This window comes from Aestuariivirga sp., assembly GCF_047602625.1.
GTDB lineage: Bacteria > Pseudomonadota > Alphaproteobacteria > Rhizobiales > Aestuariivirgaceae > Aestuariivirga.
This window is the reverse complement of record NZ_JASGGV010000002.1, coordinates 2,136,256-2,152,387: the sequence shown is the minus strand read 5'-3', so window position 1 is coordinate 2,152,387 and position 16,132 is coordinate 2,136,256. Positions and strand designations below refer to the sequence as shown.

The 16,132-nt window shown below is 59.3% G+C and carries 16 protein-coding genes; 11 read left to right on the top strand and 5 right to left on the bottom strand.

Features of this window, described 5'->3' with window-relative positions:
- Window positions 1-23 precede the first annotated feature (23 nt).
- The 5 genes from QM694_RS15665 to QM694_RS15645 all read left to right on the top strand — a co-directional run bounded on the left by QM694_RS15665 (window position 24) and on the right by QM694_RS15645 (window position 5,465).
- Complete coding sequence (locus tag QM694_RS15665) at window positions 24-473, top strand: molybdenum cofactor biosynthesis protein MoaE (RefSeq protein ID WP_415007855.1); 450 nt, start codon at window positions 24-26, stop codon at window positions 471-473.
- Window positions 470-982: a thermonuclease family protein gene (locus QM694_RS15660; RefSeq protein WP_415007854.1), complete on the top strand. Its 513-nt coding sequence runs from the start codon at window positions 470-472 to the stop codon at window positions 980-982. The genes QM694_RS15665 and QM694_RS15660 overlap by 4 nt, the downstream gene beginning before the upstream one ends.
- A gap of 82 nt (window positions 983-1,064) precedes the next feature.
- A complete protein-coding gene (locus QM694_RS15655; protein WP_415007853.1) occupies window positions 1,065-3,026 on the top strand; it encodes an NAD(P)/FAD-dependent oxidoreductase in 1,962 nt (653 codons plus the stop codon).
- 128 nt (window positions 3,027-3,154) lie between these two features.
- Window positions 3,155-4,576 (top strand): alkaline phosphatase, encoded by a 1,422-nt coding sequence (gene phoA / locus QM694_RS15650; protein WP_415007852.1) that lies wholly within the window; start codon window positions 3,155-3,157, stop codon window positions 4,574-4,576.
- Window positions 4,577-4,808: 232 nt separating this feature from the next.
- On the top strand, window positions 4,809-5,465 hold the full coding sequence (locus QM694_RS15645; RefSeq protein WP_415007851.1) for a DUF642 domain-containing protein: 657 nt from the start codon (window positions 4,809-4,811) through the stop codon (window positions 5,463-5,465).
- On the opposite strand, the gene QM694_RS15640 is transcribed toward QM694_RS15645, so the two are convergent.
- From QM694_RS15640 to QM694_RS15630, 3 genes are read right to left on the bottom strand one after another with little or no spacing between them, the layout of a single operon-like run.
- Entirely contained in the window at window positions 5,462-6,478 is a 1,017-nt protein-coding gene (locus QM694_RS15640) for a hypothetical protein (RefSeq protein ID WP_415007850.1), read from the bottom strand. The genes QM694_RS15645 and QM694_RS15640 overlap by 4 nt on opposite strands.
- Entirely contained in the window at window positions 6,442-7,227 is a 786-nt protein-coding gene (locus tag QM694_RS15635) for a class I SAM-dependent methyltransferase (protein ID WP_415007849.1), read from the bottom strand. The genes QM694_RS15640 and QM694_RS15635 overlap by 37 nt, the downstream gene beginning before the upstream one ends.
- 4 nt (window positions 7,228-7,231) lie before the next feature.
- Complete coding sequence (locus QM694_RS15630) at window positions 7,232-8,512, bottom strand: chloride channel protein (protein WP_415007848.1); 1,281 nt, start codon at window positions 8,510-8,512, stop codon at window positions 7,232-7,234.
- 130 nt (window positions 8,513-8,642) lie between these two features.
- Here QM694_RS15630 and QM694_RS15625 point away from each other — a divergent pair, with 130 nt between their 5' ends.
- Window positions 8,643-9,032, top strand: coding sequence for a YccF domain-containing protein (locus tag QM694_RS15625; RefSeq protein ID WP_415007847.1), 390 nt, complete (start codon window positions 8,643-8,645; stop codon window positions 9,030-9,032).
- 35 nt (window positions 9,033-9,067) lie between these two features.
- Here QM694_RS15625 and QM694_RS15620 read toward each other — a convergent pair whose 3' ends face one another.
- On the bottom strand, window positions 9,068-10,075 hold the full coding sequence (locus QM694_RS15620; protein ID WP_415007846.1) for a GlxA family transcriptional regulator: 1,008 nt from the start codon (window positions 10,073-10,075) through the stop codon (window positions 9,068-9,070).
- 123 nt (window positions 10,076-10,198) lie between these two features.
- On the opposite strand from QM694_RS15620, the gene QM694_RS15615 reads away from it, so the two are divergent.
- Together QM694_RS15615 and QM694_RS15610 are read left to right on the top strand one after the other, a co-directional pair.
- Window positions 10,199-11,614 (top strand): FAD-binding oxidoreductase, encoded by a 1,416-nt coding sequence (locus QM694_RS15615; RefSeq protein ID WP_415007845.1) that lies wholly within the window; start codon window positions 10,199-10,201, stop codon window positions 11,612-11,614.
- Window positions 11,615-11,830: 216 nt separating this feature from the next.
- Window positions 11,831-12,205: a DUF6678 family protein gene (locus QM694_RS15610; protein WP_415007844.1), complete on the top strand. Its 375-nt coding sequence runs from the start codon at window positions 11,831-11,833 to the stop codon at window positions 12,203-12,205.
- 29 nt (window positions 12,206-12,234) lie between these two features.
- Here the strand turns inward: QM694_RS15610 and QM694_RS15605 are convergent, their stop codons facing one another.
- Complete coding sequence (locus tag QM694_RS15605; protein ID WP_415007843.1) at window positions 12,235-12,705, bottom strand: hypothetical protein; 471 nt, start codon at window positions 12,703-12,705, stop codon at window positions 12,235-12,237.
- A 262-nt stretch (window positions 12,706-12,967) separates the two neighbouring features.
- Here QM694_RS15605 and QM694_RS15600 point away from each other — a divergent pair, with 262 nt between their 5' ends.
- From QM694_RS15600 to QM694_RS15590, 3 genes are all read left to right on the top strand, one after another.
- Window positions 12,968-13,375 carry a VOC family protein gene (locus QM694_RS15600; RefSeq protein WP_415007842.1) on the top strand — a complete coding sequence of 136 codons (408 nt, stop codon included), beginning with the start codon at window positions 12,968-12,970 and terminating at the stop codon, window positions 13,373-13,375.
- A 285-nt stretch (window positions 13,376-13,660) separates the two neighbouring features.
- The gene (locus QM694_RS15595; RefSeq protein ID WP_415007841.1) at window positions 13,661-14,920 is read left to right on the top strand and encodes a tyrosine-type recombinase/integrase; all 1,260 of its coding nucleotides are present in this window, start codon (window positions 13,661-13,663) and stop codon (window positions 14,918-14,920) included.
- A gap of 65 nt (window positions 14,921-14,985) precedes the next feature.
- Window positions 14,986-16,071, top strand: a complete 1,086-nt coding sequence (locus QM694_RS15590; protein ID WP_415007840.1) for a hypothetical protein — start codon at window positions 14,986-14,988, stop codon at window positions 16,069-16,071.
- Window positions 16,072-16,132 lie beyond the last annotated feature (61 nt).

The following is a 16,132-nucleotide window of genomic DNA, read 5'->3' as shown; positions in this document are numbered from 1 at the left end:
GCCAAGAAGCGCATCATTGTCCCATGATCCGCATTCAGGAACAGCCCTTCGATATCGGCGATGAACTCAAGAGCCTGCGCGGCGGCAATCATGCCATTGGCGGCACGGTTGTCTTCGCCGGCAGCGTGCGCGATCTCTCGGACGGCCAATCGGTGAGCGCCATGACGCTCGAACATTATCCCGGCATGACGGAGAAGGCGCTGGAAGAGATCGAGCAGGAGGCAATGCGGCGCTGGCCGCTCGAAGCCTCGCTGATCATCCACCGCGTGGGCCGCATGGAACCCGGCGAGGACATCGTTCTCGTCATCACCGCATCGCCGCACCGCGAGGCCGCATTCGAGGCGTGCCATTTCCTGATCGACTGGCTGAAAACCAGGGCACCGTTCTGGAAGCTGGAAGAAAATGCTCAAGGCTCGGCGTGGGTCGAGGCCAAGGCCAGCGATGATGAGGCGGCCTCGCGCTGGGCGCGATGAGGGCTTCGCAGGGCGACTGGATCATCGTCATCGCCACCGTCGCGCTGTTTGCGGTGGGCGTTTATGAAGGCTGGTGGATGCAGCCTCAGTCCGGCGATTTCACTGCCATCGACGGCGATTCACTGCGAAAGGATGGTAACGATACACGGCTGTTCGGCATCGACGCGCCCGAGCTGCACCAATTTTGCGCCGCGCGTGATGGAAAGAGCTATGCGTGCGGACAGGATGCAAAACTTGCACTGCAGAAACTGGTGCGCGGCAAAACCCTCACATGCCGTCCCGTCGATACCGACCGCTATGGCCGCACAGTTGCGGTGTGCCGGGATGGCGGTCTCGACATCGGCCGCGAGATGGTGCGGCAGGGCTTCGCTATCGCCTATCTCCGCCACAGCATGGATTATGCGGGTGAAGAAGCGGACGCGCGCGCCGCGAAACGCGGCATCTGGCAAGGGGCGTTTGAAGACCCCGAGGACTGGCGCGCCGAACACCGGAGCGGCATCGGCGGCTAGGCCTTACAACAAAGTCATTGTCAGCCCGCGCAAAACAACTCTAACCTAGAGGCAACGAAAAACCGATATGGGAGAGTTGCACATGGCACCGCGCAAACAGGTTCGGGCTGGAGCGAAAAAGGGTCCAGCCAAAAAGGCTCGCGCCGCCAAGAGGCAGCCTCCCCCCGCCAAAGCCAAGCTGCCGCCGCGCGCCGCACGCCGGGCTGCAGCCGTCAAGGCGGCGAAGAAAGGGGCGCGCGCACCCGCCGCAGCGCCCCGCAATCCCACGCAGATCGCGCGCGCCTGGCTCAACCGTTTTTCACGCGCGCTCACGGCCGGGAACGGCAAGGCGGCAGCCAATTGTTTCGTGGCCGATTGCTACTGGCGCGACCTCGTGGCCTTCACCTGGAACATCAAGACCATGGAAGGCCATGACGCCATCGCGAAGATGGTGAATGCGCGCGCCGCAGAGGTGAAGCCCTCCAAATGGGCCGTCGAAGGCCAGGCCAAGCGCGGCGACGGCGTCATTGAGGCGTGGATCACCTTTGAAACCGCGGTGGCGCGCGGGCGCGGCCATCTGCGCCTGATGGGCGGCAAATGCTGGACGCTGCTCACCACCATGGTCGAACTCAAGGGCCATGAGGAGCCATCGGGAACCCGGCGCGTGATGGGTGCCGAACATGGCGCAACGCATGACCGCCGCAACTGGCTGGAGAAGCGCAAGGCGGAGGAGGAAAGCCTCGGCATCACCAAAGATCCCTATGTGCTGATCATCGGCGGCGGTCAGGGCGGCCTCGGGCTTGGCGCGCGCCTCAAGCGGCTTGGCGTTCCCACCCTCATCATCGAAAAGAATGCGAAGCCCGGCGACAGTTGGCGCAAGCGCTACAAGTCGCTCTGCCTGCATGACCCGGTGTGGTACGATCACATGCCCTACCTGCCCTTCCCCGATCACTGGCCGGTGTTTTCGCCCAAGGACAAGATCGGCGACTGGCTGGAAATGTATGCAAAAGTGATGGAGCTGAATTTCTGGGGCTCCACCACCTGCGACAGCGCCTCCTACGATGAAGAGAAGAAGCGGTGGACGGTGCATGTCACGCGCAACGGCCAGCCGGTGACATTGCATCCCACCCATCTGGTGCTCGCCACGGGGCAGGCCTCCGTTCCCGTCATGCCGAGTTATCCCGGCATGGAAACATTCGAAGGCGAGCAGCATCATTCCAGCGCCCATCCAGGTCCCGATGCCTATGCGGGCAAGAAGGTGATCGTCATCGGCTCCAACAATTCGGCGCATGATATTTGCGGCGCATTGGCGGAAGCGGGCGCCGATGTCACCATGGTGCAGCGCTCATCCACCCATGTGGTGAAATCAAACACGCTTATGGATGTGGGGCTTGGCGCGCTTTATTCCGAACAGGCGGTGAAGAACGGCATTGACCACAATACCGCCGATCTCATCTTCGCGTCGCTTCCCTACAAGGTGCTGCCGCAGGTGCAGATTCCGGCGTACAAGGAAATGGCCCGCCGCGATGCGGATTTTTACGAGCGGCTGAAAATGCGCGGTTTCATGCTGGACTGGGGCGATGACGGCTCGGGCCTGTTCATGAAATATCTCAGGCGCGGCTCTGGCTACTATATCGATGTCGGCGCGTCGGAAATGATCGCCGATGGCACCATCAAGCTGAAAAGCGGCGTCTCCGTGAAGGAGATCAGGCCGCATTCCGTTGTCTTCTCCGATGGCAGCGAACTTCCCGCCGATCTCATTGTCTATGCCACCGGCTATTCCTCGATGAATGGCTGGGCAGCAAAACTCATCTCGCAGGAAGTTGCCGACAAGGTGGGCAAGGTGTGGGGCCTGGGCTCCAACACCACCAAGGATCCGGGTCCGTGGGAAGGCGAACTCCGCAACATGTGGAAGCCGACGAAGCAGGAGAACCTGTGGTTCCACGGCGGCAATCTGCACCAGTCGCGCCATTATTCGCAGTTCCTGGCCCTGCAATTGAAGGCGCGCAAGGAAGGCATTCCGACGCCGGTCTATGGGCCGGCGGAGGTCTATCACAAGAGCTGACGCGCACGGGATTGGGCGGCGGCTGTCTGGTGCGGCCGCTGCCTTCGTTTCATTGTCAGCTTTCTGTCATGCGCCGGTAACGACCCGTCCGCAGAAACCCTCCGTTCCCATCATTCAGGAGGTTTCCGATGTTCCGGTCATTCCGTTTTTCCATTCTTGCAACAGCGGCGCTCACAGCGTTTTCATGCGCCGCCTCAGCCGATGACGCCTACCTCACACGCTCCGCTGCTGGCGATCTGAGCCAGCCCGGCGGCGCACGGCGTCTCGCTGGCGATGCAACGAAGGCTTTCCGCAGCCTCATTCAGGGCGGCGACGTCAAGAACGTCATCCTGCTGATCGGCGATGGCATGGGCGATTCCGAAATCACCGTGGCGCGCAACTATGCCGAAGGCGCGGGCGGCTTCTTCAAGGGCATTGACGCGCTGCCGGTCACCGGCCAGTACACGCACTATTCGCTCGAGAAGGATGGCAAGCCCAGCTACGTGACGGACTCCGCCGCTTCCGGCACGGCGTGGGCCACGGGCGTCAAGACCTATAACAACGCCATCGGTGTCGATATTCATGAAGCGCCGCACAAAACGCTGATCGAACTCGCCAAGGCCAAGGGCCTCGCCACCGGCGACATCACCACGTCTGAAATTCAGGACGCCACGCCTGCCGTGCAGGTGGCCCATGTGTCGCTGCGTTCCTGCTACGGGCCTGAAGCTACATCTGCCAAGTGCCCGAAGAATGCGCTGGAGAACGATGGGCTGGGCTCGATCAGCGAGCAGCTTCTCAACACCCGCGCCGACATCACCATGGGCGGCGGCATGAAGACCTTTGGCGAAACGGCGAAGGCCGGTGAGTGGAAAGACAAGACGCTTCTCGAGCAGGCCAAGGCGCGCGGCTTCACCGTCGTCACCAACGCGGATGAACTTGCCGCCGTCGCATCGGCCGATCAGACAAAACCGCTGCTTGGCCTCTTCGCGGCGGGCAACATGCCGGTCAGCCTTATCGGCCCCAAGGCCAGCTATCACGGCAATCTGGATCAGCCGCCGGTCACCTGTACTGCCAATCCCGACCGGCCCGCCACGCAGCCCGCGCTTGCCGCCATGACGGCCAAGACCATCGATCTCCTCAAAGCCAATCCCAATGGCTTCTTCCTGCAGGTCGAAGGCGCATCCATCGACAAGCAGGATCATGCCGCCAACCCCTGCGGCCAGATCGGAGAGACGGTCGATCTCGATGCCGCCGTGCAGGTGGCGCTGGCCTTCGCCAAGGCGGACGGCAAGACGCTGGTGATCGTCACCGCCGATCATGCCCATTCCAGCCAGATCGTCGAAAATGACACCAAGGCGCCCGGCCTCACCGAGGCGCTGCTCACCAGGGATGGCGCGGTGATGTCGGTCAGCTACGGCAATTCCGAAACCGACTCGCAAGGGCATACCGGCGCGCAGCTCAGGATCGCCGCCTATGGGCCGTGGGCGGCAAACTTTGCCGGCCTCACCGACCAGACGGATATGTTCTACACCATCCGCGACGCGCTGAAGCTCGAAGCCGCGACCCAGTAACGTCCCAAACCAGCGGAGCCCCGCCCCGTGGGGCTCCGTTTTCATGATAAGTAAATTCAATTGTTCCGATTTTACGCATTGCACCAACCATGTTGGCCTGCCGCTATGGTTTTCAGGAACTTGCCTTTAACCGCACAAAGAGAAGAGCCGAAACCGGAAAGGCTTTTTATTCACTTCGCGTCTATCTGGTTCTCATTCACAACGCCCAGACTTCACGCAACCGGGACATCACATGCCGAACCTCAAACAGATCGCCTTCCTTGTCCTGGCGCTCTTTGCAGCGAGCGGTTCCGCGCATGCAAACCTCATTTCCAACGGCAGCTTTGAAACGGTCGACAGCCGCGTGGGCAACCTCAACGGCATCGCCCTCGACCAGCTCGCCACCGGCAACCGCTGGGACATTTATACCTCGCTCCCCGGCGGATGGACCACCGTGTCCGGCTATCACGGCATCGAGGTGCAGAACAACACCGTCACTTCTGCGGCCGATGGCACCAAATATCTCGAGCTTGAAAGCGACGGCATCAGTTCGATCACCCAAAGCTTCACGGCCACCTTCACGGGAAAATATCTGCTGCAATTCTTCTATCAGCCGCGCACCAGCACGGCGGGCGACAATCTCGTCCACGCGACAATCGACGGCGTGACGGTGTCCACGTCGAATGGCGTTGCATCCGCCGGATGGTCGCTCGTCTCGGTGATCGTGACGCTGAATGCCGGCACGCACACGCTTGGCTTTGACGCCATCGGCGCCATCGACAATTCCGTGGGCGGCTTCATCGACAACGTCTCCATCACCGCCGTTCCCCTGCCGCCACCCGCCCTGCTGCTGATGAGCGGCATTGTGGGGATCGGCTATCTCGGCCGAAGAAGCCGGAAGCTTGCCTAAGACGCCAGCGCGTGGGTTTTCTCGACAAGAGCCCGCGCAACGATATCGAAGGCGCCGGTCTGGTCGATCATCTCGCGCCGTCCCAGTTCAAGCGCCAGCTTGCGGCCGTTCTTCTTTTCATCGCCGAGGATCAGCCTGATCTTGATGCCGCCCTCCTGCAGCGACGAAAAGTGCCAGGTGTTGCCGCCGGGGTTGCATTCCAGAAAATAGGGCAGCCCGGTGCGCGCCTCTTTGATGATGTCAACTGCCATCATGGGAATTTCCGCGAAGGTTTTGCCAACTGCCTTCGCCATCTCCATCACATCATCATCGACGCCCCAGCGGCGCTGCAATCCCATGCCCTGCACCGAGATGGTCGTAGTCTCGAGAACGTCATCCGGTGAATCGAGCGGCGGGCGGAGAGACGTATGCCCGCCATTGGCGGCATAGATCGGCTCGCCCAGGAAAGTTAGCAGCCGGTTGAAGGTGACGTGATCGCCGGTATCGATATAGCGCTGGACGATATAGCCTTCCGGATCATTGCGGATGGGATGATCCACGGGAAAATCGCGCGGGTGGATTTGCCCGGCCCGCGCCCGCCTGAAGAGATGCACGCCCTTGCCCGTCGAGGTCAGGGTCATGGGTTTCAAAATCACGAAAGGCCCGAAAAGGATCGGATCGATCATCATGCCGAATTTGAACGGCAGCGTGTAGGGCACGCGAATGCCGGCCCTCCGGGCGCGTTCGGTTTGCGTAAGCTTGGGGATGGCAAAGTTGCGCAGGATGGTGCCGCGCCTGATCTTGAGACGAAACTTGTCCTGGAGCGCCACCACCAGCGTGGGCCTTTGCCACGCGGCGGGATTCAAATCGTCCGTGGCCTGAACAGAACAATAATAGACGCGGATCGCGTCATCGAGATCGACGACCTTCTGGGCAATCTCGCGGAAATCGCGCTCATACTCCGGGCCTCTGTGAATGAGGATGAGCGTGTAGCGGATCATCTTGAGCTGGCGAAGCTCAGCACCGGGCAGCATTCGGCCAGATCATAGGTTCCGCAAGCGGTGAAGCTGATGTCTTTTGCGTCTGGGGGAATGCAGCTCAAGAATTCGGCGCGGTTGGGAAAACAATAGACAAGCGGCGATCCGCGATAGACGCCGATCGTGTCGATCGCCCGGCGCGGCCAGCCGGTTCTTTCGCTCAGCGCATCGCGATCCGGAAACAGCCGATCGAAATGGTGAAGGATTGCGGTCACCGGCAATGTCGCGCCATGGTCCTCGGCAATGCGCATCGCCAGCTGCCATTTGAAGGCGTGAAAATTCACGGTGGCGGGCCGCGTCCCTGCGGCAGCGAGATCATCCCATGAGAGGGGATCAGGGGGCCGCTCGAACAGGCGGCAGGCAAAGCGTGCGCCCGGGCGCAACAGCCTCAGCGCCTGCCGCATCAGCAGGCTCACCTCATCGGGCCATGCGACGTTGTTGAGGCTGCCGTCACCCACCACCGCCGCAAAACTTTGCGATGGCTCGCCGATCTCCAGCCAATCACCCACCACCGCCTTCTTCTCCGCCGTGTCGCCCGGCCACACCCGCCTCACCATGTCCGGACTCTTGTCCACACCGAGGACGCGCGGGAAAGCGTCCGCCAGTTCCGGCGTGACGCCCAGCAGCAGCACGCGTCCCAAAGGATGGCCCGTCAAGTCCTGCATGAGGGACACCACCTCGGGGCTTGTGCGGAGCGGCGGTCCCACCGTGTTCCATTGCGCCGGATAATTCTGCCAGTGGCTCATGGCGTCAGCCTTGCACCGCATGTGGCGGCAGATAGGCGGTCATCAGGCTGTGATAGAGGCTGCGCGGGTGGATGGCCTTTGACACCATGTCGGCGATCAGCGCGCAGGCCAGCAGCGGCACCACCATTGCGTGGTTGTCGGTCATCTCGGCCATGATGACGGTCGAGGTAATGGGCGATTGCAGCACGCCCGTCAGATAGGCCGCCATGCCAAGCAGCGCGAACTGCGTGGCGCTGCTCACGGGCATGACCTGCGCCACCAGCGAGCCGGTCTCCGCCCCCACCGACAGCGACGGCGCGAACAGCCCGCCGGGAATGCCGCTCAGGCTCGACACCCAGGTGGCGATCATCTTGAGCGGTACGGAGACCCATGATGCAAGGTGATGTTCGTGAATAATGCCATAGGCCTCGCGGTAGCCGGTGCCATAGGTGGTGCCGCCCGAGAGCCAGCCGCATCCCGCCACCACAATTCCGCAGCCCAGCGCGAACAGCAGCGGGCGTTTCGTCCGGCCCAGTTTCTCCTGCAGGGCCTTGTTCGCCGAGAAGGCGATCATCGCTTTTGCAAAGCAGCCGCCCAGAAGGCCGCACAGGAGGCCGGTAACCAGCAGCGCCGCCCAGTCGGCGACGCTTCCCAGTTCACCCGAGGCATAACCAAAATAGGCGTAGTTGCCGCCAAGCTGCGTGGCCGCGAGGCCGGCCAGGATGGTCGCCGTGAGAATGAGGCCACTGGTCTTTGACTCGAAGGCCCGGCTCAACTCCTCAATGGTGAAGACGATGCCGGCCAAGGGCGCATTGAAAGCAGCAGCGATGCCGGCGGCGGAACCTGCGAGGATGAGGCCGCGATGTTCCGCCTTCACCACCCGGCCGATCACCAGCATGAGCGAAGCGCCCACCTGCACCGTCGGCCCCTCGCGCCCGATTGACGCCCCGCACAGAAGGCCCAGCAGGGTCAGCACGATCTTGCCAAACGCAACGCGGAGCGAGAGCAGCCTGTTGCGCAGGCCCTCATCCTGCATCTCCATGGCGGCGATGCATTGCGGAATGCCGCTGCCCGCCGTGTTGGGAAACACATGCTTGGCCAGGAATGCGCAGAGCACGAAGCCAAGCGGCGTGATGATCCACACCGCAAGCGGATAAGGGTCAGCAAGGCGATGGAACAGCGCCTGCGCCTGATCCGCCAGTTCCGCAAAGCCCCAGGCCGCGACGCCAATGGCAAGCCCGCCCGCGATATAGGCGGTGCGCTGGTGAAACTGGCGGGTCGTCTGGATGAAGCGGCGGAAGGGCATTGTACTACGGTTACTACAACCAAATATGCGCGGTGAAGCAAGGTTTTCCGGCAAGCACCCGAAAGAGCGTGCTTGCGGCGCGGGCTCCGGTCTCCCATATGACGGCAGGCTTTGAGACCGGAGGAACGCCATGTCGCTCATCCTGAATATTCTGTGGCTGGTGTTCGGCGGCATCTGGATGGCGGCGGGCTGGGTGGTTGCCGCCGTTATCATGGCCCTCACCATCATCGGCCTGCCCTGGGCGCGCTCGGCCCTGGAAATCGCCCATTACACGCTGCTGCCCTTCGGCAACCGCGTGGTGCCGCGCGAGGATGCGGGCCTTGCCACCGGCCCTCTTGGCGTCATCGGCAATCTGCTATGGCTGGTGTTCGCCGGCTGGTGGCTGGCGCTTGCCCATCTGCTGACGGCGGTCATGTGGGCCATCACCATCATCGGCCTTCCCTTCGCGTGGGCGCATCTCAAACTCGCAGGCCTGGCGCTGTGGCCCATGGGGCGGACGGTGGTGCCCGCGGTAGGGTGAGCAATGCGGGAGGATGCGCGCGCTGACCTTTGCCGCTAGACCAACCGCGAGAAGCGGCGGCGGTAGTTGGCGGGCGTTATGCCGCAAAGCTTGCGGAAAGTACGGCGAAAGGCTGCGGAGTCCTGATAGCCCACTTCGGCCGAGATATCTTCGATAGCGGAGGAAGAGGTTTCCAGCATTTGCTTTGCCTCTTCGATGCGCAGGGCCTGCACATAATTGATCGGGCTGCGGCCGGTCGCGGATTGAAACCGCCGCGCGAATGTGCGGGACGGCAGGCCGGAAAGGCCGGTCATCGCCTGCACCGGGTTTGGCGCCGCGTAGTTGACGGCAATCCATTCCTGGCAGCGCGTGATGACCCCGTCACTCGGATCGACCCGGCGGTTGATGGCGGCAAAGGGCAACTGGCCTTGTTCATGCCCTGACAGGAGATGCACCTTGGCGGTCTGCAACGCCGCCTCGGTCCCGCAAAACCGCGCGATGATATAGAGCGCAAGTTCCTGCCACGACGTAACGCCGCCTGCGGTGACGATGCGGTCTTTCTCTTCGGTGACGCACAGGATGCTGCCGCGCTGCAGAGAAACACGCGGATATTCCTTGGCGAAAAGCTCAGCGTAAGCCCAGTGCGAAGCGGCCTTGCGGTTGTCCAGCAGCCCCGCCTCGGCCAGCACCAGCGTCCCGGAGCAGACCGAAGTCACCATGCTGCCTCCGGCATATCTTTGCCTCAGCCAATCAGAATAGATGGCATATTCCGCCCGTGGCGGCCGGTCGATAGGGCTGTAGGAGTCACAGACAACAAGCAGATCGCAATGCGTCACTGCCGACATGCCGGCATGCGGTTCGACGGGGATGCCGCCAAAACAGTGAAACGGCTTGCCGTCTTTCGAGACAATCCGGACATCCAGGGCTTCGGAACCCGGTATGCCGATGGTCATATCGGCAAAGATTGCACCGACTGAAAAGAGCACATCATATAGTCCATAAAGCACGGCCGACGACGTGCCTTCTCCGGCGAGCAGGACGATTGAGGGGCGTGACGGAGACATCTGTTTCCTCTGCCGCGTATTTTGCAAATCAGTTGGCCGATAAAGACCGTTTCTGTCAATTCTGGCACTCGGCAGGCGCGCATATTTCCTTGATGGTTGAGCAAGATTGATTGGGAGACCGCCATGAACATGCTGCCTTCTGCCAAGACTTCAGATTTTGAAGGCCCGTTTGACGGCACGATGCTGTTGCCCGGAACCGCAGGTTACGAGGATGCGCGCGGCGTTTGGAACGGCATGATCCAGCGCCATCCCGCGGCTATCCTGCGCTGCGCTTCGGTTCAGGACATCATTGCCGGTGTGCAACTGGCCGCCCGCCACGGCCTGCCGGTGTCGGTCAAGGCCGGCGGGCATAACGTGGCCGGGCATGCCGTGGGCGAAGGGGCCTTGATGCTCGACCTGTCGGCCCTCCGCAAGGTCGAGGTTGACGCGGCCAAGCGGACAGCGTGGGTCGAGGGCGGAGCGCTTTGGTCCGATGTCGATGTTGCAACCCAGGCGTTTGGCCTGGCAACGCCGGGCGGGCTGGTTTCCGAAACGGGTGTGGCCGGCCTCACGCTTTCGGGAGGCGTTGGCTGGCTGCGCGCAAAATATGGGCTCAGCATCGACAACCTGCTGGCGGCGGAGGTCGTCACGGCTTCGGGGAAGTTGCTTCGCGCCAGCAAAGACGAGAATGCCGATCTCTTCTGGGCCTTGCGCGGCGGCGGCGGGAATTTCGGTGTCGTCACGCGATTCCTCTTTGCCCTGCACCCGGTTGGGCCAGAGGTCATGTTCTGCCTGCCCATCTATCCCATATCGGCTGGCGTCGGCCCCATCCGGTTCTGGCGGGACTTTGTAGCCGGCAAATCGGACAGCATAGGCTCCATCCTCGAATTTTCGACCGTCCCCGAAAGCCCGGACTTCCCGCAGGCGTTCTGGGGCCAGCGCTGTTATACGATTGGGGCCATCTATTCAGGAGATGCGGCGGAAGGCGAACGCCTGATGGAACCGCTTCGCCAACTTGGCCCCAAGGTGGCCGACCTCTCCGGCCGGATGACTTACGTCGATGCGCAGAAGCTCCTCGACCCGATGTTTCCACGCGGCCAATACCGCTGCTATTGGAAAAGCCATCTGCTCAGCGTTCTCAGCGACGAAATGATCGCCGAAGGATTAGACAACGCGATCGCCTCGCCTTCCGACCGCTCAATCAGTTCGTTCTGGAATTTTGGCGGCGCGACAGCGCGTGTTCCGGCATCGGAAACCGCCTTTGGCGACCGCAGCTTCGGATGGATGTATTCGATCGATTCGGTCTGGGAGCGCGCGGAGGACGATGCCAAAATCATCGCATGGAGCCGCAATGCCTGGGAACGGTTCCGGCGCCACGCGCATGAGCGTAGGCTTTATCTCAATTTCGCCGGACAGGATGAAGACAGTGCGGCCCTGACCCAGGACGCCTTTGGCAGGAACTTCACCCGGCTTTCCCAGATCAAGGCGAAATACGATCCAACAAATATGTTCCGCTTCAACCAGAACATCCCGCCGCTGCCCGAACCAAGCAAATTATAGGGTTGTTTTTTCAGAGACGGAGCGGCTGCTGAGCTCCGGCCTGCGTCATCCAAGATTTAGATGGCGTCGACATTGTTGTCCTGAAAACGAGAACCGCGCTTCCACAATTCTCAAACTCAAATCCCGCTGTATAGGTGTCTTCAAGATCTTCCACGGGCAATCAATTCAGGTTAAGCGTAGTTGAGAAGGTGCGGGCAGACGCGGAATTTTGGTAATATGACAAAAGGCGGGCATTTTCAGAAGGTTTCATTTCACGAGGTTGTGCCTCCCAACCCCGCTATTCACGCGGTCATGAACAACACCAAGTGGAATGAACTTCGTCTTGCCATGTATAATATCGAGCCCGCGCCGCGGTGGAGCACGCTTGCCACGAACGGCTTTCAAAGTTCACCGGACAGGGAATGGTTTTATCACTTCCGAAATGGTAGATACGAAGGTATCGTGCACGTCGATATTTTTGCTGACAATCCGCAACACGGAGACATGATACTGGCTGCGCTTCGAAAGATACATGTGCCCGGTGAAAAGACACCTGACGGGTTCCGCGTCTACGGATACCGGAGAGACGGACAGACCATCGGCTATGTCTAGCCAGCGACATCCATTTCCTGTGGGACTCTTTATTCTTGCATATCCGTGCGCAGGCTTGCCGTCTCCAGGCACTTGCGCAGCTCGGCCAACGTGACGTCCTTTTGCGCAACGCACTTGGCGGTCAAATCAAGTGAAATGCGCAACGAACACTCTTTCCCGCAATCGGCAATCATGTCGGTTCTGTTTTCGCTCGAGGCCGTGAGAATTGTGCCAAATGAAACTTGTTCGATTTGAACCGGCCGGGGTTTTACGAGGTCCCTGAAAACGGCAAGGGATATGGCGTCGACATTGCTGTCCTGAAGAATGAAGATCAGGCTCCCGCAATCCTCAAGTTCAAGGCCCGCCGTATCGGTGTCTTCAAGACCCTCCATGGGCAGCCAATTCGGGGCAAGCGTGATCGAGAAGGTGCGGCCCCCGATCTCAAATCGCCTTGTCTCGGCTACGGCGGATGCCTGGGCCATCAACGCTATTGTGGCACAGATGGCAAAAAATCTCATCATGACTTGCTCTTCCCGTTCATTATCTCCCTTACCACGGAGTACTCTACCACTGAGCTACGGCTGTATCGGCGTTTAAGCGCGCGTATCTCAAACTCGCGGGCCTCGCGCTCTGGCCCATGGTGCCTGCGTGAGCTCGAGTCGGCTGCAGGGCTCAGAGAGCTTTGTGATAAATCTCACAGACTTCGCAAGCCCCTTGGGTCAGGATCTATCGGGAGCCGGTGGCGGACCGGGATCGAAGAGTTCCTGCCACAGCGAGGGTCTGATGGATTTGGCAATCCACCATGTTTCGGTACCAGTCCGCGATTTGCTCGCGGCCTCTCAGTTCTACGAAGGGGTTCTCGGCTTCCAGCGATTGCCCCGCCCGTCATTCCCTGTCGCCGGACTCTGGTACAAGGTTGGAGACCGGCAGATTCATCTGGTCGTTCACCCCGGCGCAAATTTCAGGAATGGCAAGCCCGTGGACAATGACGACGTTCATTTCGCGCTCAATACAGCGGATTTTGAGGGTGCATACGCTCACCTCAAGCTCAATGGGTACAGCGAAGACCTTCCCGGCGGGCATCCCAAGCGGCTTATTCTGAAACGGACGGGCGCGGCAGGCTTCGCTCAGGTCTTTTTCATGGACCCTGATTTCAACATCATCGAGATCAACACCGCGCCATTTTGCTGATCGCCGCCGGGCCAAACGCAAATATTCGGGCGCGCGGAAGGGCCTTCCACGAGACCCGCCGAATCAACGCTCAAATCTGATCTGGAATGGTGCTGCCAGGGGGAATCGAACCCACGACCTCTCCCTTACCAAGGGAGTTCTCATCAGTTCACGGCTATTCGTCTATTTCCGCAAACTCTTTACTTTTCAGTCTATTACGCTATTGACGGTTCATCAATAATCGCTACTGTTCGCCTCAATTCTCATAAGAACGGCACCCCACGAGACACCCCATTAATTGCTCCGATGGCATTATCCGATAGCAAGCTGCGTAACTTGAGACCCAACGGCAAGAGATTCGAGCTGCCGGATAGAGATGGGCTGTCGATACGAGTTTCTCAGCGCGGTGTAATGAGTTGGACCGTCACATACCGAATTCGCGGTGCTGGAGAAGATGTGGGGTCACGGCGCACGAAGCTGGCGGGGAAAAAGACGCGGCTGACGCTGGGAGAATACCCCACTATGAGCCTAGCGGATGCTCGACAAGAAGCTGCACGCATAAAACTGCAAGCTCGAGCAGGAAAACCTATACGTCAAGACGCGGACACTTCCCCCGAGGAACTGACAGTCAAAGAACTGTTTTTGCGTTTTCAAAATGAGCACATTGTAAGACGCCATCGTGCGAATTCGAGTGTCGCCGGCGTATTGCAACGCCACATGTTGCCACTTCTCGCAAATCGCCTGATCTCCTCCCTTCGCCGCGACGACTTGGTTGTTGTATTGGAGTCGGCTAGACTTCCGCGGCTAATGAAAGTAGAGGGGAAGAACAAAAAAGCTGTCACCGTCACTCGTGGAGGAGTTGGTGCTGCCGCACATGTGCGCAAGTGGACTGTGGCCATGTTTCAATTCGCCGTCGAAAGTGGTCTTTTGGCCAGCAATCCATTCAGCGGAGTTCGAAATAGAGATAGGCAAATTTCTCGCGACCGAGTATTGAGTATGATGGAGTTGCGTTCCGTTTGGCGCGCAGCTACCGCCATGAAATATCCTTGGGGGCCATTTTTTCAGCTGCTCATGCTCACGGGAGACCGGCGCGGTGAATGGGCAAATGCTCAAATGCATTGGCTGGACGAAAGATTTTCACAACTCGAAATCCCTTCTTCGAGCTATAAGACGGGCAAAACTCACATCGTTCCACTCAGTCATCAAGCCTCTCATATTATTCGATCTCTGCCTAAACAAGAACATGGACCGTTCATCTTTTCGACCACGGCAGGCATCCGTCCGGTATCTGGCTTTAGCAAAGCGAAAATTGAGCTCGACGGACTCGTAGGCCGAATTTCTGGCGCGGCAATAAAGCCTTGGGTGGTTCATGATCTTCGCCGCTCAATGGCAACTCATATGGAACGCCTTGGCATTGAGCCGCATGTGGTCGAGGTATGCCTTGGCCACGCACTCAAAGGTATTGCTAGCGTTTATCGCCACTACAGCTATCTACCTGAAAAACGAGCTGCGCTTCAACTCTGGGCTGACGAACTGATGACAGAGTCAACGGCGCTCAGTTCATGACGGGCACTACCGTCACGGGGTGATTGGGCAAGGGATAATTTAAGCGCATCAAGAGGAGCTCGCGAATGAAGACGCCAACTCATCCGGTCAGGCATGCGCCTATTAGACAATTCTTGGAACAGGTCGCTCGTGACATGTTCAACGTGTCATTAGCTTCGCAAATAGCGGAACTGGCTAGCTCCACTCCCGACGCCTCTACAGTCGATTCAATTACTCAGCGAGCACGCTACGAGCTATTTATGGTCGTTGAACACGTTTCGTTTCTATTGCAAACAAAAAAGGTCATCGCCCAACTCTGCCCTGTCAGACCTGGGGATCATACACTCATTTTAAATAAGATTGAGAAGTGGGCATGGGACAGGCAAAAAAAAGCTGTGCAATCACAAGTTAGAATGCGCCGCCTCAAGCGTCGCCGTCACCCGGAATTTGGAATTGCCGACTACGAAGAAGAAGAAGAAGAAGAAGAAGAAGACATCGACTTCGATTACAAGCACAGCAATGAGATCATCGAGTACACGAAAGGAGCTCACTATAAGCCACGTCACTTTGACAGCAAGATTGCTTTGAAAATCTGCAACACATACTGGGAGAACGAAGATGCGGTGCTGCATCTTTATAGGCCCACTCCAACCGTCGCGCTTCCATCAAGCGCGCTTATGCTGGATGCCGACGGCGGGAGTCCGTTTAAACCCGCAATGGAGTTGGCGGGCATTGATATTGGACTTTCCCGCGTGCAGGGCTGGCTCCAAGTTCGTAACCCCTCCGACGCAATTGACGATTGCCATCCGCCAGTTAGCGAAGTCGCCGGTTGGGGAGCTACTTACAAAAACTATGAGCGCGTTTTTTGGCCCGAAATCATCGCCTGGATCTGGCGTAACATAGCGGTAAATCAACGGACTATCAAACACGGCATCGGGCAAGCCATTTTCCGCGACCTTGATGCCTATTTTGACTATGGCATTGCCCATGGCGCCTTTTCCGACAACGTCAGGCCGAGCGCGAAAACCCTGCAAGAGGTGATTTCGCGCATTGTTGAACAGTGGGAGGGTGGCACGAAGAGCAATTCCCTGCCTGTTCTAGTGAATTCGGGAAATCGACAACTTCAATTTCGAAATTCGGCTCTCAAACCGCGACAAAGGCGTTCGAAATAGCGACATTTCGCTTTCGAAACGACACAAGCCCTCCGCAAAAAAAAGGGATTTAGAACTTTTT